Raw genomic sequence first — 21,447 nt, 5'->3', positions numbered from 1 at the left:
GGCAGCGCGACATAGAATCCGCCGTTTCGCCTGCGCCGGGCGCAGGCCTGCCCTGAAGGAAGACCGACCGTGTTCATCTCCAACGCCTACGCCCAGGCCGCCCCGGCCGGCGGCGCCGAATCCATGCTTGGCTCGATGGGCCAGATGCTGCCGCTGGTGCTGATGTTCGTGGTGCTGTACTTCATCATGATCCGGCCCCAGATGAAGCGGCAGAAGGAACACAAGGCCATGCTCGAGGCGCTGGCCAAGGGCGACGAGGTCGTCACCTCGGGCGGCATGATCGGCCGCGTCTCCAAGCTTGGCGAAACCTTCGTGCATGTCGAGGTCGCCAATGGCGTCGAGCTGCAGGTGCAGCGCAGCGCCGTGGTGCAGGTGCTGCCCAAGGGCACTTACGGCAAGTAAGCCGCGCGGCCCGCGCGCGGCGCCGCCGCCGGCAGCGCCCGCCTCTACCCGCCCGCCTCCGTCGGCCGGGCCAAGGAAGCCCCGATGAACCGCTACCCCTGGTGGAAATACCTGATCCTCGGCCTCGCGCTGGTGATCGGGCTGCTGTACACGTTGCCCAACTTCTTCGGCGAAGCGCCGGCCGTGCAGATCTCGAGCGCCAAGGCCACGCTGAAGCTCGATGCCGCGCTGGTGCCGCGTGTCGAAGGCGTGCTGGCGCAGGCCGGACTGAAGCCCGACTTCGTGCAGCTGGACGGCAACTCGATCAAGGCGCGCTTCCGCGACACCGACACGCAGACCAAGGCACGGGACGCGCTGCAGGCGGCGCTGAACCCCGATCCCAAAGAGCCTTCGTGGATCGTCGCGCTGAACCTGCTGTCGCGCTCGCCGACCTGGCTGACAAAGCTGCATGCGCTGCCGATGTTCCTGGGCCTGGACCTGCGCGGCGGCGTGCACTTCCTGATGCAGGTGGACATGAAGGGCGCGCTGACCAAGAAGGCCGATGCCCATGCCGGCGACGTGCGCACGCTGCTGCGCGACAAGAACATTCGCCACGGCGGGGTCACGCGCGAAGGCAACGACGTGCAGATCCGCTTCCGCGACCGCGCGATGCTGCAGCAGGCGCAGGCGCTGCTGGCCGACCAGCTGTCCGACCTGCAATGGGTCGAAAGCGCCGACGGCAGCGACTTCAAGCTCACCGGCACGCTCAAGCCCGAAGCCGCACGCCGGGTGCAGGACGCCGCGCTGAAGCAGAACATCACCACGCTGCACAACCGCGTCAACGAGCTGGGCACCAACGAGCCGGTGATCCAGCAGCAGGGCTCGGATCGCATCGTGGTGCAGTTGCCTGGCGTGCAGGACACCGCCCGCGCCAAGGACATCATCGGCCGCACCGCCACACTCGAAGTGCGCATGGTGAACACCTCGACCGAGGCGCTCGACGCGCTGCGCGGCGCCGGCCCGGTGCCGTTCGGCAGCGAGCGCTACCTCGACCGCGACGGCACGCCGCTGATCGTCTACCGCCAGGTCGTGCTGACTGGTGAGAACCTCACCGACGCGCAACCCGGCTTCGACAGCCAGAACAGCAACGAACCCGCGGTGCACCTGACGCTCGACGCCAAGGGCGCGCGCATCTTCCGCGACGTGACGCGCGAGAACGTCGGCAAGCGCATGGCGATCCTGCTGTTCGAGAAAAACAAGGGCGAGATCGTCACCGCGCCCGTGATCCGTGGCGAGATCGGCGGCGGCCGGGTGCAGATCACCGGCCGCATGACGACGGTCGAGGCGAACGACACCGCGCTGCTGCTGCGCGCCGGCTCGCTGGCCGCGCCGATGGAAATCATCGAGGAACGCACCATCGGCCCGACGCTGGGCGCCGAGAACATCGAGAAGGGCTTCCACAGCGTGGCCTACGGCTTCGCCGCGATCGCCGTGTTCATGTGCGGCTACTACCTGCTGTTCGGGCTGTTCTCGACGCTGGCGCTGGGCTTCAACCTGCTGCTGCTGGTGTCGATGCTGTCGATGCTGCAGGCCACGCTCACCTTGCCGGGTATTGCCGCCATCGCGCTGACGCTGGGCATGGCCATCGATGCCAACGTGCTGATCAATGAACGCGTGCGCGAAGAGTTGCGCAACGGGTCGTCGCCGCAGGCGGCGATCGCGGCCGGCTACGAGCGCGCGTTCGCGACCATTCTCGACTCGAACATCACCACGCTGATCGCCGGCCTCGCGTTGCTGGCCTTCGGCTCGGGCTTTGTACGCGGGTTCGCGGTGGTGCACTGCCTGGGCATCCTGACCTCGATGTTCTCGGCCGTGATGTTCTCGCGCGGCCTGGTGAACCTCTGGTATGGCCGCCAGAAGAAGCTGAAGTCGGTGTCGATCGGCCAGGTCTGGAAGCCGGCGACGACGCCGGGCAGCGACCAGCCGGTCGCCAAGGCCTGATCGGCACCGCCGGGGAGCACACACATGGAGTTCTTTCGCATCCGCCGCGACATCCCGTTCATGCGGCATGCGCTGGTGTTCAACGTCATCTCGTTCCTCACCTTCGCCGCGGCGGTCTTTTTCCTCGCCACGCGCGGCCTGCACTTCTCGATCGAATTCACCGGCGGCACGGTGCTGGAGGTCGAATACACCCAGCATGCGGCCGACCTGGAGAAGACGCGCGCCGCCATCGAGGCGCTGAAGCTCGGCGAAGTGCAGGTGCAGACATTCGGCACCTCGAAGGATGTGCTGGTGCGCCTGCCGGTGCGTGGCGATGCCAAGCCGGCCGACCAGGCGGCCCTGGGCACAAGCGCGTTTGCAGCCCTCTGCACGGCAGAGGCCGGCACGGTGGCCACTAAGGCCTACACCACGCCGCAGGGCGAACAGGTCAGCCGACCCTCGTGCGCGCGGCCCGACGGGGTGGAGCCGATCCGCCTGTCGCGCACCGAATTCGTCGGTCCCGCGGTCGGTTCCGAACTCGCGGCAGACGGTGCCAAGGCGCTGGCCTTCGTCGTGGTCGGCATCATGCTGTACCTGGCCTTCCGCTTCGAGTGGAAGTTCTCGGTCGCGGCGATCATCGCGAACCTGCACGACGTGATCATCATCCTCGGCTTCTTCGCCTTCTTCCAGTGGGAGTTCTCGCTGGCGGTGCTGGCGGCCGTGCTGGCGATCCTGGGCTATTCGGTCAACGAGTCGGTGGTGATCTTCGACCGGATCCGCGAAGCCTTCCGCAAGTACCGCAAGCTGACCACGCCGCAGGTCATCGACCACGCGATCACCAGCACCATCAGCCGCACGATCATCACCCACGGGTCCACCCAGATGATGGTGCTGTCGATGCTGATCTTCGGCGGCCCCACGCTGCACTACTTCGCGGTGGCGCTGACCATCGGCATCCTGTTCGGCATCTACTCGTCGGTGTTCGTCGCCGCGGCCATCGCGATGTGGCTGGGTGTCAAGCGCGAGGACCTGGTCAAATTCACGACCAAGGACCACGATCCGAACGACCCCAACGCCGGGGCGGTGGTATAGAGTAGGCAATCCCTCACGACCAGACTTCCTGCCCTTCGCCCATGGCGACCAACGCCAACGCCGCCCAACTCGCCAGCGAGGCGCGGCGGCTGTACACCGACGAGTTGGTCAAGGGTCTGCCGGGGCTGGTACGGCACGTCATCGACGGCGCTCGCCATTCGCTCGACAAGCCGGCCGAATACCAGACCGCGCAGCGCCGGCGCGACCTCATGCAGGGCCTCCAGAAGCAGGCCCGCCATTGGCTGGCCGGCATGAACGAGGGCCTGCGCCACGTGCTGGTGCATGGTGGATCAGCGGTCCAGCCGGGCGACTTGCCGCGCCCCGGTAGCGCCCCGGGTACCGGGTCTGGCACCAAGGGCCTGTCGCTGGTGGACGACGACACGATCGACCGCGAGATCCTGACCTCGCGCCTGGCGCTGGCCATCATGGATCGCGCGTCGTGGGAGTTCAGCGACCTGCGCTCGCGCATCGCGATGCTCGAACAGCGGCAGGAGCTCGAGACGCACGACATGCTGCGAGCGCATGTGCTGGCTCGCGTCGCCCATGATGCCTGGCGCAGTGGCGGGCTCACGCCCGACGATTGGCGCGAGGCCCAGCCATGGCTGCATGACGAATTCGCCGCGCTGGTCGAGGAGGCCTACCACGAGACCAATCGCTGGTTGATCGAGCAGCGCGTGCTGCCCGAGGTCGACCTGCGCCCGTTCATCCGCCGCGCACGCGACGGGGCGGCCACGCCCGGCAGCGGTCCGTCACGGCCGGCGACCATGCCCTCCACGGGACGCCCGGCGGGCCTGGCCGCGCAGTTGTCCGGCCAGGGCAGCGCCTTCGGCGGCCATCCGGAAGCGGCCCGCGGGCATGTCGGCGAAGAAACGCGCATGATGACCCGCGCTGCGCCGCTGGCGCGCGGCAGCGACCATGCACAGGCCGTGCTGGGCCGGCTGAACCGGCTGGTCGGCCGGCAGCTGCCAGGCTTCTCCGACACCACGCGGGGTCCGGCGGCGGTCACGCCGCGGCTGTCGCGGGCCATCGAACTGGCGCAGAACAGCCTGAAGCAACGCCTGGTGTCGGTGCCGCCAAGCGCCTCTCCGGCGCTGACGACGCCGATGCTGATCGACGAGTTGCAGCAGCGCAAACAACTGCTGAAGCACGCGGCCAACACGCCGGCCGAACGGGCGACGATCGAGATCGTGGCGATGATGTTCCAGAGCATCCTCACCGAGGACCGCATCCCGGCGGCAGTGCGGGTGTGGTTCGCGCGCCTGCAAATGCCGGTGCTGCGGGTGGCCGTCAGCGAGCCGGATTTTTTCGCGACCATCGACCATCCGGCGCGCCGGCTGATCGACCGCATGGGCGCCTGCGTGATGGGATTCGACAACGCGGCCCAGGCCATTGGCGACACGCTCGAGAAGGAGATCAAGCGCGTTGTGCAGGTGGTCGAGGCCTACCCGGACACGGGCCGGCGGGTGTTCCAGACCGTGCTGACCGAGTTCGAGAAGTTCCTCGAGAACTACTTCCGCACCGAGAACGAGGCCACGCGCAAGGGCGTGTCGCTGGCGCAGCAGGTTGAGCAGCGCGAAACGCTCGCGATCCAGTACACCATCGAACTGCGCCGCATGCTCAACGAGGTGCCGGTCCAGGAGGGCGTGCGCCAGTTCCTGTTCCAGGTCTGGGCCGACGTGCTGGCCACCACGGCCGTGCGTTACGGCGCGCAGGCCGAGGAAACCCGGGACATGAAGCGCGCCGCAGCCGACCTGATCTGGTCGGCCAGTGCCAAGGTCACCCGGGAAGAGCGGGCCGAAGTCATCCGGCGCCTGCCGCTGCTGCTGAAGCGTCTGCGCGATGGCATGGCCAATGCCCACATGAGCCAGGAGCGGCAGGAGGAACACATCCAGTCGCTGAACAACTCGCTCGCAGCGGCCTTCACGGCCAAGGCCGCGGTCATTCCGACCGAGCGCCTGACCGAGCTGATGGAGCGGCTGGAGACCTTGGAAGAGCTGCTCCCGGATGCGGCCGATCTGGAGATCGACGAGTCGATGGTGCTCGACCTCTCGGGCCACGAGAGTTCGGAGCTCGAGGTGGTTGCCGAAGGCGGTTCCATGCCGACGCCGGCGATGCTGTCCTGGGCGCGCGAGCTGCTGGTCGGCAGCTGGTACATGCTGGACTACCGCGGTCACAACGAAGCCGTGCAACTGGTCTGGCACGGGCTGCGGCGGCAACTCTCGCTGTTCGTCTCTGCGGGTGGACGCTGCATCCTGTTCCAGCAGCAGCGCCTGGCGGCATTCCTGCAGGCCGGCTTGCTGCTGCCAGCCCAGGACGAGGCCCTCACGGTCAAGGCCACGCGAAGCGCGCTTGCCAAACTCGACGCTGACCCCTCGCGCCTGATGGGCTGACAGACCGCCAGGGTCAGTGGATCAGTCGCTCTTCCGGGGCAACGAACAATTCGTCGAGGATCAGCGCATCGGGCTCTTCGCCCAGGCTCCAGAAGACCATCAGCACAATGACCTTCAGATCCTCCAGCGCCAGGGGGCAGTCGCCAACCGCGCTGGCACGATCGAGCACCATCTCGCGCATTGCCGGCGGCAGAACACCGGCCGATTCGAGGAAGCTGACGAAGCCGATCGAGTCTTCACCCAGGCGTTCGATCTCGGCCGGGCTGTAGACCCGCATGCTGGTTTCCGCCTGGGCACCGGTGTAGGCCTGCGCCGTTTCGGCCAGGCCGTCGAGCCAGCTCAGCGCTTCCTGGATCTCGTCGCTCTCGAAGCCCACTGCCGACAGCTTGCGTGTCAGCTGGTCATGGTCCGGGCAGGCGTCCGGGCGCCAGTAGTTCTCGTACAGGTAGACCAGGACTTCGAACATGAAAACACTATACCCCAGGGGCTCCTGGCCATACGTCGAATCTGCATGCCGTCGCCAGGCCCTTGGGCCGGCCCGATGCCCGGCGGCGGTGGGCGTCCCGGCCGGTGGCTCAGGCGGACCCGAGGCGCTGGAAAAGTCCGCCCGGCAGGCGGGCGACGCGGCCTTCGAGTTCGAGCTCCAGCAGACGCACGTTGAGCTCCTGGGCCGGCCATCCGCAGCGGGCGATCAAGGCATCGAGGGATGCGGGATCGTGCCCCAAGGCCCGCAGCACCACATCCTCGACCTCGGGTTCTGCATCGACCTCGGCGGGCATCCGCGCAACGCGCGGCGCCTCTGCAGGCAGCTTCAGCTCCTCGAGAATGTCCTCCACCGACTCCACCAGCTTCGCGCCGTCGCGCAGCAGCGCATGGCAGCCGCGCGCCTGCGGCGAGTGGATGGAACCCGGCACGGCAAACACTTCACGGCCGGCCTCTGCCGCCTGGCGTGCGGTGATCAGCGAGCCCGAGCGCAACGCCGCCTCGACGACCAAGGTGCCCCGGGCGAGCCCCGCGATGATGCGGTTGCGCTGCGGGAAGTGCTCGGGGATGGGTGGACTGCACAGCGGGAACTCGCTGAGCATCAGACCGCCCTCGCTCACGATGCGGCCGGCCAGCGACCGGTGCGACCGCGGATAGACCTCATCGAGTCCGGTGCCGACCACGGCGATCGTGCGGCCGGGACCGGCCAGGCCCCCGAGGTGCGCGGCACCATCGATGCCGGAGGCCAATCCGGACACGATCGTCCATCCCTCGCGACTCAAGGCTTGGCCAAAGTGGCGCGCGTTGTCCAGGCCTTGAGGTGTCGGACGCCGGCTGCCGACAATCGCCAACGCAGAGCGACCCAGCAGTTCGGCATCACCGTCCAGGTACAGCAGCAAGGGAGGATCGGCCGTCTGCAGCAGCGGCGCCGGGTAGTCCGCATCCGCCAGCGTCATCACGCGGCGCCGCGGGCTGCCGGCCAGCCACGCACGTGTCAGTGCCGGCCGGTCATGCGTCGGCGCCGTCTCAGGCTGCCGCAGCACGTCGAATTGGCGGGTCGTGAGCAGGCGCTGCAGCACCTGGTCGCCTGCCGCTGCCACGGCCGATGCAGAGCCCAGCGCCGCCAGCAGTCGACGCATCGCGCTGCGGCCGAGGCCCGGCTGGTGCACCAGCCAGAGCCATGCGTCCAGGTCGTCGGGTGACGACGCCGACGGTGTCATCGGCGGCTGAGCACCAGCAAGCCCCGATCGAGCACCCGCGGGCTCAAGGCTGCGTGAATCGGTCGCCGCGGCTGACCGGGTCGATGGCCGACACGATCAACGCATACGACACGCGATCGAACACGCGGAACACGAACAGCAGTCCCATGCGCTCATCGGGCAGCTTGATCACCGTATTGCGACCATCGGTCTTGTCGGCGGTGAGCGCGCCGTCGCGCAGGAGGGCCAGCACGTGGCCGCGCTCGACGCCATCACGCGCACCCCGGTTCAGCGCGACGATCTGGTTCTGACCGGCCGTCAGTGCCTCGCCATAGATCGACACGATCTGGCCGCTCAGCGGTGTGGTCGGCGCATGGGGTGCATAGGCGCTGAAGTCGCGCTGCGGCACAGGCGCGAGCCGATCGCCGACGCCCGCCTCCTGGCGCACGCTGGTCAGGCGGAAGGTGGCAGGCACCTCGACGCCATTCTTGCCGTCCGCGGTGGTGCGCATCTCGCCTGCGCGCGTGAACTCGGCCGTTCCGACAAAGCCGGCCTCGTAACCCAGCACCTGGTTGGTGGCAGGGTCGACCAACGGCCTCGGCTCGCGGAACAAGCGGAAATCGCGCGCTCCTTGCAGGTCGCCGCGCACGTAAGCGGTCTCGCCGCGCGACACCATCACGCGGCCTTCCTGCGTGGCGACGATCCGGGGCGCATCGGCCAGCGCATTGGCGTCCAGCACCACGGCCTCGTTCAGGAAGGGCCCGATCAGGTGCAACGGGATCGACGCGATCGCCCCGTTGTCCAGCAGTTCAGCGCGAACGCGCGGCGACAGCTTGACGGTATTGCTGGGCAGCGTGCCCGTCTCCGCTGCCTGGGCCACCTTCAGCGTCGCCCGTCCATCGACCTTGACGAGCACCAGCACCTGGCCGGGATAGATCAGGTGCGGGTTGCGGATCTGGTCGAGGTTCATGCCCCACAGCTCGGGCCAGCGCCATGGGCTCTTCAGGAACAGCTTGGAGATGTCCCACAAGGTGTCGCCGCGCTGCACCGTGTGCGAATCGGGCGCATCGGGCGCGAGCTCCGACAGCGGCACGCCCGCCTGGGCCACTTGCTGGGCCGTGGCACGCTGCCCGGGAGTGATCGTGAGATCGACCGCCAGCACGGCCCCCTGCGACCCCAGCAATCCCGCCGCCACCAACGCCACCCAGCCGCTGCGATGGACGGAAAGGCGCGTCGGGCGTGAACTCATGTCGTCGGTCTCCAGCAAGCGTGATGCCACAATCTCGGGTTCGCCGTGCGGGGCGCCTTCAGGGCCCGCCGACGTCAAGACCGTGCCGACAAACCGCGCATGCGCCGTTCGTGCCGGCCAGCAATGCTCATGCTATATCGTAGATTCTGCCGATAAACCCTTGATATCGCAACGAAAAACAGTTTCGATCGCCGACTGATACGGCTCCGGTCATACTGTGGGCGTTGCGCCCGATCCACACCTGTTGCCGCATGTGTCACACGCGCGGCAAGCTTTCCAGTCCATGGCCCTGCTCCCGATCCTGCGCTATCCCGATCCTCGCCTGCACACCGTCGCCAAGCCGGTGGCGCAGGTCGACGAGCGCATCCGCCGTCTGGTCGACGACATGCTGGCGACGATGTACGACGCAGAGGGTGTCGGACTTGCCGCGACGCAGGTGGACGTGCACGAACGCGTGATCGTGATGGACACCTCGGAAGCACGCGATGAACCACGCGTGCTGATCAATCCGGAGATCGTTGCGCGCAGTGCCGAGCTCCGCTTCGCCGACGAGGGCTGCCTCTCGGTGCCGACGATCTACGACCGTGTCGAGCGCCATGCGCGGGTCACCGTGCGCGCGCTGGGCCGTGATGGTCTGCCCTACGAATTCGAGGCCGAGGGGCTGAGCGCTGTCTGTGTGCAGCATGAAATGGATCACCTGCTCGGCAAGGTGTTCGTCGAGTACCTCAGCCCGCTCAAGCGCGAGCGCATCAAGACCAAGATGCTGAAGAAGACGCGGGACGAGCAGACCCGCGGCCGGCGCTGAAGACACGCCCGCGTCACGCCCTGATGCGCATCGCCTTTGCCGGAACCCCCGAGTTCGCCGCGGTCGCGCTGGCACGACTCATCGGGGCCTGCCACGACGTCGCGCTGGTGCTGACGCAGCCCGACCGCCCTGCCGGCCGCGGCATGAAACTGCAGGCCTCGCCGGTCAAGCAGCTGGCTCTGCAGCATGGCCTGCCGCTGGCCCAGCCGCGCAGCCTGCGCCTGGACGGCAAGTACCCCGACGATGCGCGGACAGCCCAGCAGGCGCTCGAAGCCGCCCAGCCGGAATGCATGGTGGTCGCCGCCTATGGGCTGATCCTGCCGGCGTGGACCCTGGCACTGCCCCGGCGTGGCTGCCTGAACATTCACGCGTCGCTGCTGCCGCGCTGGCGCGGCGCCGCCCCCATCCATCGCGCCATCGAAGCCGGTGACGCGGACACCGGCATCACCATCATGCAGATGGACAGCGGCCTGGACACCGGCGACATGCTGCTGTGTCAGACCGAGCCGATCCTGCCCGACGACACCACCGCCAGCCTGCACGACCGCCTGGCCGCCCTGGGCGGCGAACTGATCGTGCAGGCGCTGGCCGCGCCGGCGCTGCCGGCAGTGCCGCAGCCGACCGAAGGCATCACCTACGCCCACAAGATCGAAAAGGCCGAGGCGGCGATCAACTGGGCACTGCCGGCCGTGGTGATCGAGCGCCGTGTCCGCGCATTCGATCCCTTCCCCGGCGCCAGCTTCCTGTGCGAAGGCGAGCCGATCAAGCTCTGGCACGCACGTGTCGAACCCGGTCGCGGCGGCTCGCCAGGCCGGGTGCTGCAGGCCGATGCGGATGGCCTGGTCGTGGCCTGTGGCGAGCAGGCGCTGCGCCTGCTGCAGCTGCAGCGCGCCGGCGGTCGGCGTCTGGTAGCCGGCGCGCTGTTGCAGGCCCGGCCGATCGCCGTCGGACAGCAGCTGGCTTGAACTTCGTCAGCCCGGCGGCATCTGACGCCGGGACTGAGTTGGAAAGGACGCATCCGCCATGTTCAACATGATGAAGACCGCCATCCTGATGGCTGCCATCACGGCGCTGTTCATGCTGATCGGCCGCATGCTGGGCGGCCAGGCCGGCATGATGCTGGCGCTGTTGGTGGCCCTCGGCATGAACTTCTTCAGCTACTGGTTCAGCGACAAGATCGTGCTGAAGATGTACAACGCGCAAGAGGTCGACGACAGCACGGCACCGCAGTTCGTCGCGATGGTGCGCGAGCTGTCCCAGCGTGCCGGCCTGCCGATGCCGCGCGTCTACCTGATCGAGGAAGACGCGCCCAACGCGTTCGCAACAGGTCGCAATCCGCAGAACGCGGCGGTGGCGGCCACCACCGGAATCATCCGCGCGCTGAGCCCGCGCGAGTTGCGCGGGGTGATGGCCCATGAGCTGGCGCATGTGCAGCACCGCGACATCCTGATCTCGACGATCAGCGCCACGATGGCCGGCGCCATCGGCATGCTGGCCAATTTCGGCATGCTGTTCAGCGGCCGCGATGAGGAGGGGCGTCCGACCAACCCGATCGTCGGTGTGCTGGTGGCGCTGCTGGCACCGCTGGCCGCCAGCCTGATCCAGATGGCGATCAGCCGCGCGCGTGAATTCGAGGCCGACCGCGGCGGTGCCGAGATCTCCGGCGACCCGCAGGCACTGGCCAGTGCGTTGCAGAAGATCCACCGCTATGCGCAGGGCATCCCGATGGAAGCGGCCGAGCGTCATCCCGAGACAGCGCAGATGATGATCATGAACCCGCTCTCGGGCGGTGGCCTGCGCGGCCTGTTCTCGACCCACCCGGCGACCGAGGAGCGTGTCGAGCGCCTGCTGCAGATGGCGGTGGCGCGCTGAGCCTCGGCGGCCAGGACAAGCGGGCAAAGCCGGCGCAAATCTCGCTCAAGCATGGCAGCGCAGCGGCCGATAAGACCGTCATGCGTTCTCGTCTCGTCGCCGTGCTGATGTTGCCCCTGAGCCTGCTGGCCGCCGGATGCGACCAGCTGGGCATCGAGTCGGCCAGCACCATCGCGGCGCGGCGCGAAGCCGACGGCAAGGCCGTCGGCGGCGCCTGCCGCCATGCCGGCCGGGCGATCGAGGACTGCTATGTACTCAATCGCAAGGCCGATCGCGCAGCCATCTATGCGGGCTGGCGCGAAATGAACGAGTACATGCGAGAGAACAAGATGGAGCCGGTGGTGCCCCAGCTCGAGGGCGAGCGCCAGATGGCCGCGAAGAGCCCCGAGGCCAGCGAGACCCCGGCCCCCGAGGGCAAGGCGCGGCATGACAAGGGCGACGATCCGCCCGCCGCCGACAAGTCCGCCGACAAACCGGCCGAGCCCGGCGCACCCAGACACCGTCGCCCGCCACCCTGAGCGCGCGCCGACGTTTCGTCGCCACGCATCGCAGCCTGTCCCCCCCCACCGGCGCTTGGTCGCCGCGCACTGCCATGGTCGCAGGGCGCGCGGCATCATCGCGCCCACTTCAGCGGGAGAACCAGATGGAACGCCTCTTTCGTGTGCTCGATACCGTGCTCGGCCTGAGCTTTGCGGCCGCGTTGCTGTTCGGCTTGCTGACGGTGCTGCCCGGATCCGCCCGGGCCGCCGACTGGGTCGTGGCCGCCGGTCCGGTGAGCAGCGAGACGCGCCAGGTGGGCGAGTTCTCGGGCATCGCCGTGTCCGGCGGGATCAACCTGAAGGTGCGCCAGGGCGACAAGGAGGCGGTGCAGGTGCGGGCCGAGGCCAACCTGCTGCCCTACCTGGAAACCGTGATCGAGGGCGGCAACCGGACACTGATGGTGCGCTGGAAGAAGGGCAGCAGCCTGCGCATCAAGGGCACGCCGATGGTCGACATCACCGTCGTCAAGCTGGAGTCGATCGCGAGCAGCGGGTCCAGCGACATTGCGGTGGACACGCTGAAGGCGCCTCAGCTCTCCGTCTCGATCGCCGGCGCCGGCGACGTCGGCCTGAACACGCTGACCGGTGACGAGCTGAGCGTGAAGATCGCCGGCTCCGGCGACTTCAAGGCCAGTGGCCAGGTCGGCAAGCTCAAGATCAGTGTCTCTGGCAGCGGCGACGTGCAGACCGAAGCGCTGAAGGCAGACGAGGTGAGCGTCAGCATCGCTGGCTCGGGCGACGCCGCGGTGCATGCGGCCAAGACGCTGTCGGTGTCGATTGCGGGTTCTGGCGACGTGTCCTACAGCGGCGATCCGCAGGTCAGGAGCAGCATCGTCGGCAGCGGCACGGTGGCGCGCCGTCGCTGATCCCGGCTGGCCGCGCCGACAGCCGGCGGCGGCCCTGCACAGTCGGCCTGCAAGCCCGCAGGCCACGGAGGCATGGCGCCATACGACAATTCGGCGCATGTCTGACGAGCAATCGGCTGCCGGTACGCGGCAGCCCACCTCGATCACCGCCGCACCGGCGCTGGTCGACGCGGCCCACCCGGTCGCCCCCCTCTGGCAACACCCTGAATTCCAACGCGGCGCCCGCGACATGGTGGGCATTGCACTGGGCATCGGCGCCTGGGGCCTGGTCACCGGCGTCGCGATGGTCAAGAGCGGCATCGGGCTCGGCCTGGCGCTGATGATGTCGCTGATGGTCTTCGCCGGCTCGGCGCAGCTGGCCGCGCTGCCGCTGATCGCCGGCGGCGCGCCGATCTGGGTGGTGTGGGCCACCGCGTTGTGCGTGAACCTGCGCTTCGTGATCTTCAGTGCCCAATGGCGGCCCTACTTCGCGCACCTGCCGCGCGGACGCCGTGCGCTGCTGGCCTACTTCACGGCCGACCTCAACTACGTGCTGTTCATGCGGCGCTTCCCCGAACCCAGGCCATCGCCCGACCAGCAGCCCTACTTCTGGGGCGGCGTGGTGGTGAATGCCGGCTCCTGGCACCTGATGTCGATAACCGGCATTCTCCTCGGCCACCGCATTCCACCCGAGTGGGGCCTGGCCTTTGCCGGCACCGTCGCACTGCTGGGCATGACCTACTCGATGCTGAGCGACCGCGCCACCTGGCTGCCCGCCGTGCTGGCCGGCGCCGCTGCCGTGGCGGCCTATGCGCTGCCCTTGAAGCTGAACATGCTGGTGGCCATCGCCGCCGCGGTGGCAATGGGCATGGTGATCGACCACAGCCGGCCGCTGCGCGAGCGCCTGGCCGGCACGCGCAACGGATCGCGGGTGACCTCGTGAGCACCTGGGAAGCGGTCCTCACGATCCTCGGCTTGGCAGTGATCACCGTCGTGACGCGCGGCTTCTTCATCCTGCCGAACCGCGATCTGCCGATCCCTTCGTGGCTGCGCGAAGGCCTGCGCTACGCCCCGGTGGGCGCGCTGGCCGCGGTGGTGACGCCCGAGATCGTGATGAGCCAGGGCCAGCTGATCCACACCTGGCAGGACGCGCGGCTGTTCGGCGCCGCGGCGGCGACCGCCTGGTTCCTGTGGCGGCGCGACATGCTCGGCACGATCCTGGCGGGCACCGCCGTGATGCTGGTGTTCCGGCTGGGCCTGGGTTGGTGATCTGCGAAACTCGCGGGTCATGAAGATCCTCCGCCTCGAAGACCTGGTGGCCCAGGGCCAAGTGACCGGCAAGCGCGTGTTCATCCGCGCCGACCTCAACGTGCCGCAGGACGATGCCGGCCGCATCACCGAAGACACCCGCATCCGGGCTTCGGTGCCCTGCATCCAGATGGCGCTGAAGGCCGGCGCCGCGGTGATGGTCACCAGCCACCTGGGCCGCCCGACCGAAGGCGAGTTCAAGCCCGAGGATTCGCTGGCGCCGGTGGCGCAGCGCCTGGGCGAACTGCTGGGTCGCGAAGTGCCGCTGAAGTCGAACTGGGTCGACGGTGTCGACGTGCAGCCCGGCCAGGTGATGCTGCTGGAGAACTGCCGCCTGAACAAGGGTGAAAAGAAGAACAACGAAGAACTCGCGAAGAAGATGGCCGCGCTGTGCGACATCTTCGTGCACGACGCCTTCGGCACCGCGCACCGCGCCGAGGCCAGCACCTACGGCATCGCGCAGTTCGCGCCGGTCGCCTGTGCCGGCCCGCTGCTGGCCGCCGAGATCGATGCCATCTCGAAGGCGCTGGCGAATCCGAAGCGCCCGCTGGTGGCCATCGTCGCGGGCAGCAAGGTCAGCACCAAGCTGACCATCCTGCAAAGCCTGGCCGACAAGGTCGATGGCCTGATCGTCGGCGGCGGCATCGCCAACACCTTCCTGCTGGCCGCCGGGCTGCCCATCGGCAAGAGCCTGGCCGAAGCCGAGCTGGTCGACCAGGCCAAGGCCGTGATGGCCGCGATGAAGGCGCGCGGCGCCGAGGTGCCGGTTCCCACCGACGTGGTGACCGCCAAGGCCTTCGCGGCCGATGCGCCGGCCACCGTGAAGGCCGTGGCCGACGTGGCCGCCGACGACCTGATCCTTGACATCGGCCCGCAGACGGCGCAGGTGCTGGCCAGCAAGCTCAAGGCCGCCGGCACCATCGTCTGGAACGGCCCAGTCGGCGTGTTCGAGTTCGACGCCTTCTCGCATGGCACCGAGACGCTGGCCCGCGCGATCGCCGCGAGCGACGCCTTCAGCATCGCCGGCGGCGGCGACACGCTGGCCGCGATTGCGAAGTACGGCATCGAGCGCGACGTGGGCTACATCTCCACCGGCGGCGGCGCCTTCCTGGAGGTGCTGGAGGGCAAGACGCTGCCGGCCTTCGAGATCCTCGCGCGCCGCGCCGCGCAGGCCTGATCGTCCGGGGTCACGCCGAGTGGCCCGCGCCGCGGAAGCGGCGTAATCTCGTCAGCCCGGATCCGGTGTCGCTGCACCGCGTGGCGCCTGCCCCACGGCTGAAACCGGGAGGTAACGCCGCCCGCAGGAGCGACCCTGATAATCCGCAGCCTCGCACTCCCATCACCCCAACGCCCGGACCGCCCATGACACGCGCCACCAAGATCGTTGCCACTCTCGGTCCCGCTTCCAGTGAACCCGAGGTGCTGGAGCGCCTGCTGCGCGCCGGGGTCGACGTGGTGCGGCTGAACTTCAGCCACGGCAAGGCCGAGGACCACATCGCGCGGGCCCGCATGGTGCGCGAATGTGCGGAGCGTGTCGGCAAGCCGGTGGCGCTGATGGCCGACCTGCAGGGCCCGAAGATCCGCGTGGGCAAGTTCGAGAACGGCAAGACGCTGCTGGTGCCGGGCGCGCGCTTCGTGCTCGATGCCGCGCGCACCGAGCCGGGCAACGACGAGGTCGTCGGCCTCGACTACAAGGAACTGCCGCGCGACGTGAAGCCCGGCGACAAGCTGCTGCTGAACGACGGCGTGCTGCTCCTGGAGGTGGAGTCGGTGCATGGCGACCAGGTCGTCACCATCGTGCGGCTGGGCGGTGAACTGTCGAACAACAAGGGCATCAACAAGCAGGGTGGCGGCCTCACCGCGCCGGCGCTGACCGGCAAGGACATGGAAGACATCCGCACCGCGATGGCCTTCCAGGCCGACTTCCTGGCGGTGAGCTTTCCGAAGAGCGCGACCGACATGGAAATGGCGCGCCAGCTCGCCAACGTGGCCGGCGAACCCTATCGCCACAAGCCGGCGCTGATTGCGAAGATCGAGCGCTGCGAAGCGATTCCCGTGCTCGAGGAGATCCTGCGCGCCAGCGACGGCATCATGGTCGCGCGCGGGGACCTGGCGGTGGAAGTGGGCAATGCCGCGGTGCCGGCGCTGCAGAAGAAGATGATCCGCATGGCGCGCGAGATGGACAAGATCACCATCACCGCGACGCAGATGATGGAGAGCATGATCGTCAACCCGGTGCCCACGCGCGCCGAGGTGAGCGATGTGGCCAATGCCGTGCTCGACGGCACCGATGCGGTGATGACCTCGGCCGAAACCGCCACCGGCAAGTACCCGGTGGAGACGGTCGAGGCGATGGCGCTGATCGCGCTGGAAGCCGAACGCGCCGAAGACGTCAAGCTCGATGCCGACTTCACCAACAAGCAGTTCGGCCGCATCGACCAGAGCATCGCGATGGGTGCGCTGTTCACCGCCTACCACCTGGGCTGCAAGGCGATCATCGCGCTCACGGAAAGCGGCTCCACCGCGCTGTGGATGAGCCGGCACAACATCCACGTGCCGATCTTCGGCCTCACCTCCAAGGCCACCTCCGAGCGCCGCATGGCGCTGTACCGCAATGTGGCGCCGGTGCTGATGCCCGCGCACACCGACCGCGACCATGCGCTGGCCGATGCCGAGCGCGTGCTGGTTCAGCGCGGCGTGCTGCGCCCGGGCGACACCTATGCCATCACCTGCGGCGAACCGATGGGCTACCCCGGCGGCACCAACATGCTGAAGGTCTGCAGGGTGAACTGAGCACCCTGCCCGCCTGCTTCAGGCCGCGATCGGCTGCACCGTTTCACGCACGCTGCCGACCATCGCGGCAACGCGTGGCGCCATGTTCACCGGCACCAGTTCCAGTTCAGGATGCTGGCGGCCGAAGACGCGGAACAGCTCGTCGGTGAAGCCGTGGCCCACGTCGGCCAGACCGTCGAAATCGAGCTCGACGCGGCGGAACTGCGCCAGCCGCGACACCACGCGCCGCGCCTGCGCACGCGACTCCAGGCCGTTCTGCTCCTGCGTGATCAGCTTCAGCGGCACCACGGTGCGGTCGAAGCCGTAGCCGGCGCCATCCAGGCTGTAGCGGCGCAGCACGTCGTCGAGCGTGCGCTCGGTGTCGACGCAGATCGCCACATAGATCGAGGTGCCGCGGCGGCAGGCCGGGCGGCTGCGCTGCCACCATTGGTCGCGCTGCCACTCGCGCTGCTGGTAGGCCGCGTCGTTGGCATGCAGGTCGAAGATGTCGGCCAGCTTCGCGCTGAAGAACAGGCCGCGGCCGGTGTGTGAATCGGGTTGGCTGGTGAGCTTGCCCTTGGACAGTTCAAGCATCGCCACCGTCGGGTCGGTGATGTTGAAGCGCTCGGCCACCGCGTCGAAGACGCCGCGGCCATCGTCGGACACCAGGATCTGCAGCTGGGTCGGCGTCTGGCGCATCGACACCGTCACGCTGGTGCCGCCGCTGTGGTCGATGGCATTGTTCAGCAGCTCGGTGAACACATGCTGGGCCATACGGCCGACGTTGGCCTTCAGCTCGAAGCGACCGGCAAAATCCTGGGCCCAGGGCAAGTCTTCCTGCAGGCCGGCCAGCGTGTAGCGCCGCACCACCTGGCGCAGCGAGCCCGGGCGATAGACCGCCTTGCGCGACACGCCATCGCGCAACAGCCATTGCGCCTCGACCAGCTTGTTGAGCTGATTGCGGGCACTGGTGCGGCTGATCTGCAGGCGCTCGGCGATGTACTGCGGCAGGTCCTGCGGATGCGAGAGCACCGCCTCGGTGATCCAGGGCGTGATGTCGCTGAGCGTGATGCGGGCCATGTGCGCTGTCCTTTCGGCGGCCGGAAGGGCCGTCCCCAAACTGGCTGCCAGTGTCGGCCGCTCGAAACGTAACTTCAGCGTGAAAAGCAGGGCAATCCAGGGCCAATTCCAGCCCGAAGGGCCACCGTACAATTTCGGCCCGGTTACCGGGCGGTTTCATGCCCGCGGACAATGCCGCCGCACACGCTCATCCGCTATCGTCTGCCCAGCACTTGCCTTCCCACTCACGCAGGATCTGCCATGCCACTCGTCTCGATGCGCCAGCTGTTGGACCACGCCGCTGAAAACAGCTACGGCATTCCGGCCTTCAACGTCAACAACCTGGAGCAGGTGCAGGCCGTGATGTCGGCCGCCGCCGAGATCGACGCGCCGGTCATCCTGCAAGCCAGCGCCGGTGCCCGCAAGTACGCTGGCGAGGCCTTCATCAAGCACCTGATCCAGGCCGCGATCGAGAGCTTCCCGAACGTGCCGCTGGTGATGCACCAGGACCACGGCCAGAGCCCCGACGTCTGCAAGGGCGCCATCGACCTCGGCTTCAGCTCGGTGATGATGGACGGCTCGCTGCAGGCCGATGGCAAGACCATCGCCAGCTACGAGTACAACGTCGACGTTACCCGCACGGTGGTGGACATGGCACACAAGCTGGGCGTCACGGTCGAAGGCGAACTCGGCTGCCTGGGCTCTTTGGAGACGATGAAGGGCGACAAGGAAGACGGCCACGGCACCGACGCGACGATGACGCGCGAACAGCTGCTGACCGACCCCGAGCAGGCGGCGGACTTCGTCAAGAAGACGCAGCTCGATGCCCTGGCCATCGCCATCGGCACCAGCCACGGCGCCTACAAGTTCACCCGCAAGCCCACCGGCGACATCCTGGCGATCGACCGCATCAAGGAGATAAACCGCCGCATCCCCAACACCCACCTGGTGATGCACGGCAGCTCCAGCGTTCCGCAGGACCTGCTGGCCGAGATCCGCAAGTACGGCGGCGACATGAAGGAGACCTACGGCGTGCCGGTCGAGGAGATCCAGGAGGCCATCAAGTACGGCGTGCGCAAGATCAACATCGACACCGACATCCGCCTGGCGATGACGGCCGCGATCCGCAAGTTCTTCGCCGAAAACCCGAGCAAGTTCGATCCGCGCGAATACCTCAAGCCCGCACGCGAGGCGGCCAAGCTCATCTGCAAGCAGCGCTACCAGCAGTTCGGCTGCAGCGGCCAGGGCAGCAAGATCAAGGCGCTGCCGCTGGTCAGCGTCGCGCAGCGCTATGCCAGCGGCGACCTGGCGCAGATCGTCAACTGACGCGGCGCTCGCGCCCCATCTCCCCAGCCCGCCGCCGGCGGGCTTTTTCATGCCCGGCGGCACAATACATGCGCCGTTTTCCTTGATCCGCAGGCCCACCATGACCACCCCCTCGAAGCCCACCGTTCTCGAATCCCGCCTGCATTCGCTGCCGTTGATGGCGCGCGGCAAGGTACGCGACAACTACGCTGTCGGCACAGACCGCATCCTGATGATCGCGTCCGACCGCATCTCGGCCTTCGACGTGGTGATGGGCCAGCCGATCCCCGGCAAGGGCGAACTGCTGACGCGCATGGCGCTGTTCTGGTTCGACAAGCTCGGCCACATCGTGCCGAACCACCTGACCGGCGAAGCGCCCGAGAGCGTGGTCGCGCCGGACGAGGTGGATCAGGTCAGGGGTCGGTCGATGCTGGTCAAGCGCCTGCGGCCGCTGCCGGTGGAGGCCGTCGTGCGCGGCTACCTGGCCGGATCGGGTTGGAAGGAGTACCAGGAGAACGGCCAGGTCTGCGGTGTGCCCCTGCCGCCCGGGCTGAAGAACGCCAGCCGCCTGCCGGAGCCCATCTTCACGCCGGCCACCAAGGCCGAGATGGGCGAGCATGACGAGAACATCAGCTTCGAGCGCCTGTGCCAGCTCATCGGCGCGCAGCGCGCCGACGAAGTCCGGCGCACTGCCATTCGCCTGTACAGCGAGGCCGCCGCCTACGCACTGACGCGCGGCATCATCATTGCCGATACGAAATTCGAGTTCGGCCTCGACGAACAGGACCGCCTGGTCCTGATGGATGAAGTCCTGACGCCCGACTCGTCGCGCTTCTGGCCGCTGGACACCTACCAGGAAGGCATCAATCCCCCCAGCTTCGACAAGCAGTTCCTGCGCGACTGGCTGGAGTCGGTGACGGTGAACGGCCAGCCATGGAACAAGCAGGCGCCGGCCCCCGAACTGCCCTTGGGGATTGCCACCGCAACATCCGAGCGCTATCAATCGGCACTGTCAATGTTGACGGCATAGCTCAGCGCGGCCGATGCACCCCCCAAAGCTGCTTACCGATCTCGACCAGCGAATTCGCAATCCAGCAGATCCAGTGGCATGGGGGCGCGACATGTGCCGCCGGGCCGCGTACTTTGCACGCATGGGGCGGGCGAAGGCCGCGACCAAGGACATCGACGAAGTCAAGGCCCGATTCGGCCACCAACTCGACACGGAGGTGGCCTGCTGGCTGCTGCTGGCCGAAGGAGCCCTTCACTTCTTTCAGGAGCGACCGTCTGAGGCCTACGACAGGTTCCGAACGGCCTACGGCATGGCCGTGGCCTTCGATCTGAGCTTGGCCAGGCCGACCTGCGCGGCGTGGATGGCTCACATCGAAATCAACGAGAACAGATTCGAATCGATGATTCGCTTCCTGGGGGAGGCTCTGTGCACTGCCGATGCCGAAGATCACCACACACTCGGTCGGGCATCGCTGGTACTTGCCACTGCCTATCATTTTTCGGGCTCCTTCGAGAAGGCGCAGCCGTGGTACGAATGCACCAGGAGACACGCCACTACGGAAGGGGATCGTTCGATGCTCAGCGCGATGTTTCACAACATCGCGGCCTTTCGGGTTTCCAACCTCCGGCTTTCAGACGCGTTTGGCGAAGAGATCTCAGAGGCCGTGACAGCCCGTGCGTCACTCGAGGCAAGTTCGGCGCTAACGTACGACCTGACGGTCCGGTCCGATTCGTATGAGCTTCTAGTCCCAACAATTCGAGGACAGCTACTCACTGTGGAAAAGCGCTTCTACGAAGCGATCGTAGTCTTTGCATCCATAGACGAAACGCTTCTCCCCTCTCGATTGCGACCTCTGGTCTCGATTGATCGCGCTTGGTGCTCCTTAAGCCTAGGTCTTGAGCAGGAAGGGCGCGAGCTTGCGTTGGCTGCGGTTCAATCCATCGGTAGCGACCTTGACGCTGACGACTTGGCGTTCGTCCTCGCACGGGTAAGCGCCATGGAAGCAATCCTAAAAATGAGCTTGATTCCGTTCTCTCGAGATCGCTCATTGGAGTTGCTAGCTGCGCACCGTCACGTCCAGCGCGAGCTAGAGATGCAGTTGGATCAGTTCACGAGCAAGCTCCATCTCGGGCGGCCAAAGTGAAAAACCCGGCCAAGG

At 67.6% G+C, this 21,447-nt stretch carries 20 protein-coding genes; 16 read left to right on the top strand and 4 right to left on the bottom strand.

From position 1 onward, the window contains the following. The first annotated feature begins 69 nt into the window (after nucleotides 1-69). From yajC to ACILR4_RS00270, 4 genes are all read left to right on the top strand, one after another. Nucleotides 70-402: a preprotein translocase subunit YajC gene (gene yajC, locus ACILR4_RS00285; RefSeq protein ID WP_395698799.1), complete on the top strand. Its 333-nt coding sequence runs from the start codon at nucleotides 70-72 to the stop codon at nucleotides 400-402. Between the two features lie 84 nt (nucleotides 403-486). After that, nucleotides 487-2,382 carry a protein translocase subunit SecD gene (gene secD, locus ACILR4_RS00280; protein ID WP_395698798.1) on the top strand — a complete coding sequence of 632 codons (1,896 nt, stop codon included), beginning with the start codon at nucleotides 487-489 and terminating at the stop codon, nucleotides 2,380-2,382. Between the two features lie 24 nt (nucleotides 2,383-2,406). Then, nucleotides 2,407-3,453: a protein translocase subunit SecF gene (gene secF, locus ACILR4_RS00275; RefSeq protein WP_395698797.1), complete on the top strand. Its 1,047-nt coding sequence runs from the start codon at nucleotides 2,407-2,409 to the stop codon at nucleotides 3,451-3,453. Between the two features lie 41 nt (nucleotides 3,454-3,494). Next, complete coding sequence (locus tag ACILR4_RS00270; RefSeq protein ID WP_395698796.1) at nucleotides 3,495-5,843, top strand: DUF1631 family protein; 2,349 nt, start codon at nucleotides 3,495-3,497, stop codon at nucleotides 5,841-5,843. Nucleotides 5,844-5,856: 13 nt separating this feature from the next. Here ACILR4_RS00270 and ACILR4_RS00265 read toward each other — a convergent pair whose 3' ends face one another. From ACILR4_RS00265 to ACILR4_RS00255, 3 genes are all read right to left on the bottom strand, one after another. Continuing rightward, nucleotides 5,857-6,309 carry a DUF494 family protein gene (locus ACILR4_RS00265; protein WP_395698795.1) on the bottom strand — a complete coding sequence of 151 codons (453 nt, stop codon included), beginning with the start codon at nucleotides 6,307-6,309 and terminating at the stop codon, nucleotides 5,857-5,859. A 109-nt stretch (nucleotides 6,310-6,418) separates the two neighbouring features. After that, nucleotides 6,419-7,546 carry a DNA-processing protein DprA gene (gene dprA / locus ACILR4_RS00260; protein WP_395698794.1) on the bottom strand — a complete coding sequence of 376 codons (1,128 nt, stop codon included), beginning with the start codon at nucleotides 7,544-7,546 and terminating at the stop codon, nucleotides 6,419-6,421. 43 nt (nucleotides 7,547-7,589) lie between these two features. Beyond that, complete coding sequence (locus tag ACILR4_RS00255) at nucleotides 7,590-8,774, bottom strand: LysM peptidoglycan-binding domain-containing protein (protein ID WP_395698943.1); 1,185 nt, start codon at nucleotides 8,772-8,774, stop codon at nucleotides 7,590-7,592. Between the two features lie 283 nt (nucleotides 8,775-9,057). Here ACILR4_RS00255 and def point away from each other — a divergent pair, with 283 nt between their 5' ends. From def to pyk, 9 genes are all read left to right on the top strand, one after another. Then, complete coding sequence (def, locus tag ACILR4_RS00250; protein ID WP_395698793.1) at nucleotides 9,058-9,579, top strand: peptide deformylase; 522 nt, start codon at nucleotides 9,058-9,060, stop codon at nucleotides 9,577-9,579. A 23-nt stretch (nucleotides 9,580-9,602) separates the two neighbouring features. Then, nucleotides 9,603-10,544 (top strand): methionyl-tRNA formyltransferase, encoded by a 942-nt coding sequence (gene fmt, locus ACILR4_RS00245; RefSeq protein ID WP_395698792.1) that lies wholly within the window; start codon nucleotides 9,603-9,605, stop codon nucleotides 10,542-10,544. A 58-nt stretch (nucleotides 10,545-10,602) separates the two neighbouring features. Then, nucleotides 10,603-11,451 carry a zinc metalloprotease HtpX gene (htpX, locus tag ACILR4_RS00240; protein WP_395698791.1) on the top strand — a complete coding sequence of 283 codons (849 nt, stop codon included), beginning with the start codon at nucleotides 10,603-10,605 and terminating at the stop codon, nucleotides 11,449-11,451. Between the two features lie 80 nt (nucleotides 11,452-11,531). Next, nucleotides 11,532-11,969, top strand: a complete 438-nt coding sequence (locus tag ACILR4_RS00235) for a hypothetical protein (RefSeq protein WP_395698790.1) — start codon at nucleotides 11,532-11,534, stop codon at nucleotides 11,967-11,969. A 125-nt stretch (nucleotides 11,970-12,094) separates the two neighbouring features. Beyond that, the gene (locus ACILR4_RS00230) at nucleotides 12,095-12,856 is read left to right on the top strand and encodes a head GIN domain-containing protein (protein WP_395698789.1); all 762 of its coding nucleotides are present in this window, start codon (nucleotides 12,095-12,097) and stop codon (nucleotides 12,854-12,856) included. A gap of 229 nt (nucleotides 12,857-13,085) precedes the next feature. Beyond that, on the top strand, nucleotides 13,086-13,778 hold the full coding sequence (locus tag ACILR4_RS00225) for an AzlC family ABC transporter permease (protein ID WP_395698942.1): 693 nt from the start codon (nucleotides 13,086-13,088) through the stop codon (nucleotides 13,776-13,778). Beyond that, nucleotides 13,775-14,104, top strand: a complete 330-nt coding sequence (locus ACILR4_RS00220) for an AzlD domain-containing protein (protein ID WP_395698788.1) — start codon at nucleotides 13,775-13,777, stop codon at nucleotides 14,102-14,104. The genes ACILR4_RS00225 and ACILR4_RS00220 overlap by 4 nt, the downstream gene beginning before the upstream one ends. Before the next feature lie 19 nt (nucleotides 14,105-14,123). Beyond that, nucleotides 14,124-15,320 carry a phosphoglycerate kinase gene (locus ACILR4_RS00215; RefSeq protein WP_395698787.1) on the top strand — a complete coding sequence of 399 codons (1,197 nt, stop codon included), beginning with the start codon at nucleotides 14,124-14,126 and terminating at the stop codon, nucleotides 15,318-15,320. Between the two features lie 185 nt (nucleotides 15,321-15,505). Then, nucleotides 15,506-16,936 carry a pyruvate kinase gene (gene pyk / locus ACILR4_RS00210; protein WP_395698786.1) on the top strand — a complete coding sequence of 477 codons (1,431 nt, stop codon included), beginning with the start codon at nucleotides 15,506-15,508 and terminating at the stop codon, nucleotides 16,934-16,936. An 18-nt stretch (nucleotides 16,937-16,954) separates the two neighbouring features. Here the strand turns inward: pyk and ACILR4_RS00205 are convergent, their stop codons facing one another. Next, complete coding sequence (locus ACILR4_RS00205; RefSeq protein WP_395698785.1) at nucleotides 16,955-17,995, bottom strand: STAS-like domain-containing protein; 1,041 nt, start codon at nucleotides 17,993-17,995, stop codon at nucleotides 16,955-16,957. Nucleotides 17,996-18,235: 240 nt separating this feature from the next. On the opposite strand from ACILR4_RS00205, the gene fba reads away from it, so the two are divergent. The 3 genes from fba (at nucleotide 18,236) to ACILR4_RS00190 (ending at nucleotide 21,432) form a co-directional block, all read left to right on the top strand. Next, nucleotides 18,236-19,300 (top strand): class II fructose-bisphosphate aldolase, encoded by a 1,065-nt coding sequence (gene fba / locus ACILR4_RS00200; protein WP_395698784.1) that lies wholly within the window; start codon nucleotides 18,236-18,238, stop codon nucleotides 19,298-19,300. A gap of 100 nt (nucleotides 19,301-19,400) precedes the next feature. Beyond that, entirely contained in the window at nucleotides 19,401-20,309 is a 909-nt protein-coding gene (locus ACILR4_RS00195; protein WP_395698941.1) for a phosphoribosylaminoimidazolesuccinocarboxamide synthase, read from the top strand. 13 nt (nucleotides 20,310-20,322) lie between these two features. Beyond that, entirely contained in the window at nucleotides 20,323-21,432 is a 1,110-nt protein-coding gene (locus tag ACILR4_RS00190) for a hypothetical protein (protein WP_395698783.1), read from the top strand. The last annotated feature ends 15 nt before the right edge of the window (nucleotides 21,433-21,447 follow it).

This window comes from Aquabacterium sp. (genome assembly GCF_044226965.1).
Classification (GTDB): domain Bacteria; phylum Pseudomonadota; class Gammaproteobacteria; order Burkholderiales; family Burkholderiaceae_C; genus Pseudaquabacterium.
Note: the sequence above shows the minus strand (reverse complement) of the source record. Positions and strands in the feature narration are given on the sequence as shown.

Bases quoted from the DNA above. Each gene is read 5' to 3' on its own strand.
- secD (WP_395698798.1), top strand. From the start codon at position 487: ATGAACCGCTACCCCTGGTGGAAATACCTGATCCTCGGCCTCGCGCTG.
- secF (WP_395698797.1), top strand. From the start codon at position 2,407: ATGGAGTTCTTTCGCATCCGCCGCGACATCCCGTTCATGCGGCATGCG.
- ACILR4_RS00270 (WP_395698796.1), top strand. From the start codon at position 3,495: ATGGCGACCAACGCCAACGCCGCCCAACTCGCCAGCGAGGCGCGGCGG.
- ACILR4_RS00265 (WP_395698795.1), bottom strand. From the start codon at position 6,309: ATGTTCGAAGTCCTGGTCTACCTGTACGAGAACTACTGGCGCCCGGAC.
- dprA (WP_395698794.1), bottom strand. From the start codon at position 7,546: ATGACACCGTCGGCGTCGTCACCCGACGACCTGGACGCATGGCTCTGG.
- ACILR4_RS00255 (WP_395698943.1), bottom strand. From the start codon at position 8,774: ATGAGTTCACGCCCGACGCGCCTTTCCGTCCATCGCAGCGGCTGGGTG.
- def (WP_395698793.1), top strand. From the start codon at position 9,058: ATGGCCCTGCTCCCGATCCTGCGCTATCCCGATCCTCGCCTGCACACC.
- fmt (WP_395698792.1), top strand. From the start codon at position 9,603: ATGCGCATCGCCTTTGCCGGAACCCCCGAGTTCGCCGCGGTCGCGCTG.
- htpX (WP_395698791.1), top strand. From the start codon at position 10,603: ATGTTCAACATGATGAAGACCGCCATCCTGATGGCTGCCATCACGGCG.
- ACILR4_RS00235 (WP_395698790.1), top strand. From the start codon at position 11,532: ATGCGTTCTCGTCTCGTCGCCGTGCTGATGTTGCCCCTGAGCCTGCTG.
- ACILR4_RS00230 (WP_395698789.1), top strand. From the start codon at position 12,095: ATGGAACGCCTCTTTCGTGTGCTCGATACCGTGCTCGGCCTGAGCTTT.
- ACILR4_RS00225 (WP_395698942.1), top strand. From the start codon at position 13,086: ATGGTGGGCATTGCACTGGGCATCGGCGCCTGGGGCCTGGTCACCGGC.
- ACILR4_RS00215 (WP_395698787.1), top strand. From the start codon at position 14,124: ATGAAGATCCTCCGCCTCGAAGACCTGGTGGCCCAGGGCCAAGTGACC.
- pyk (WP_395698786.1), top strand. From the start codon at position 15,506: ATGACACGCGCCACCAAGATCGTTGCCACTCTCGGTCCCGCTTCCAGT.
- ACILR4_RS00205 (WP_395698785.1), bottom strand. From the start codon at position 17,995: ATGGCCCGCATCACGCTCAGCGACATCACGCCCTGGATCACCGAGGCG.
- fba (WP_395698784.1), top strand. From the start codon at position 18,236: ATGCCACTCGTCTCGATGCGCCAGCTGTTGGACCACGCCGCTGAAAAC.
- ACILR4_RS00195 (WP_395698941.1), top strand. From the start codon at position 19,401: ATGACCACCCCCTCGAAGCCCACCGTTCTCGAATCCCGCCTGCATTCG.
- ACILR4_RS00190 (WP_395698783.1), top strand. From the start codon at position 20,323: ATGCACCCCCCAAAGCTGCTTACCGATCTCGACCAGCGAATTCGCAAT.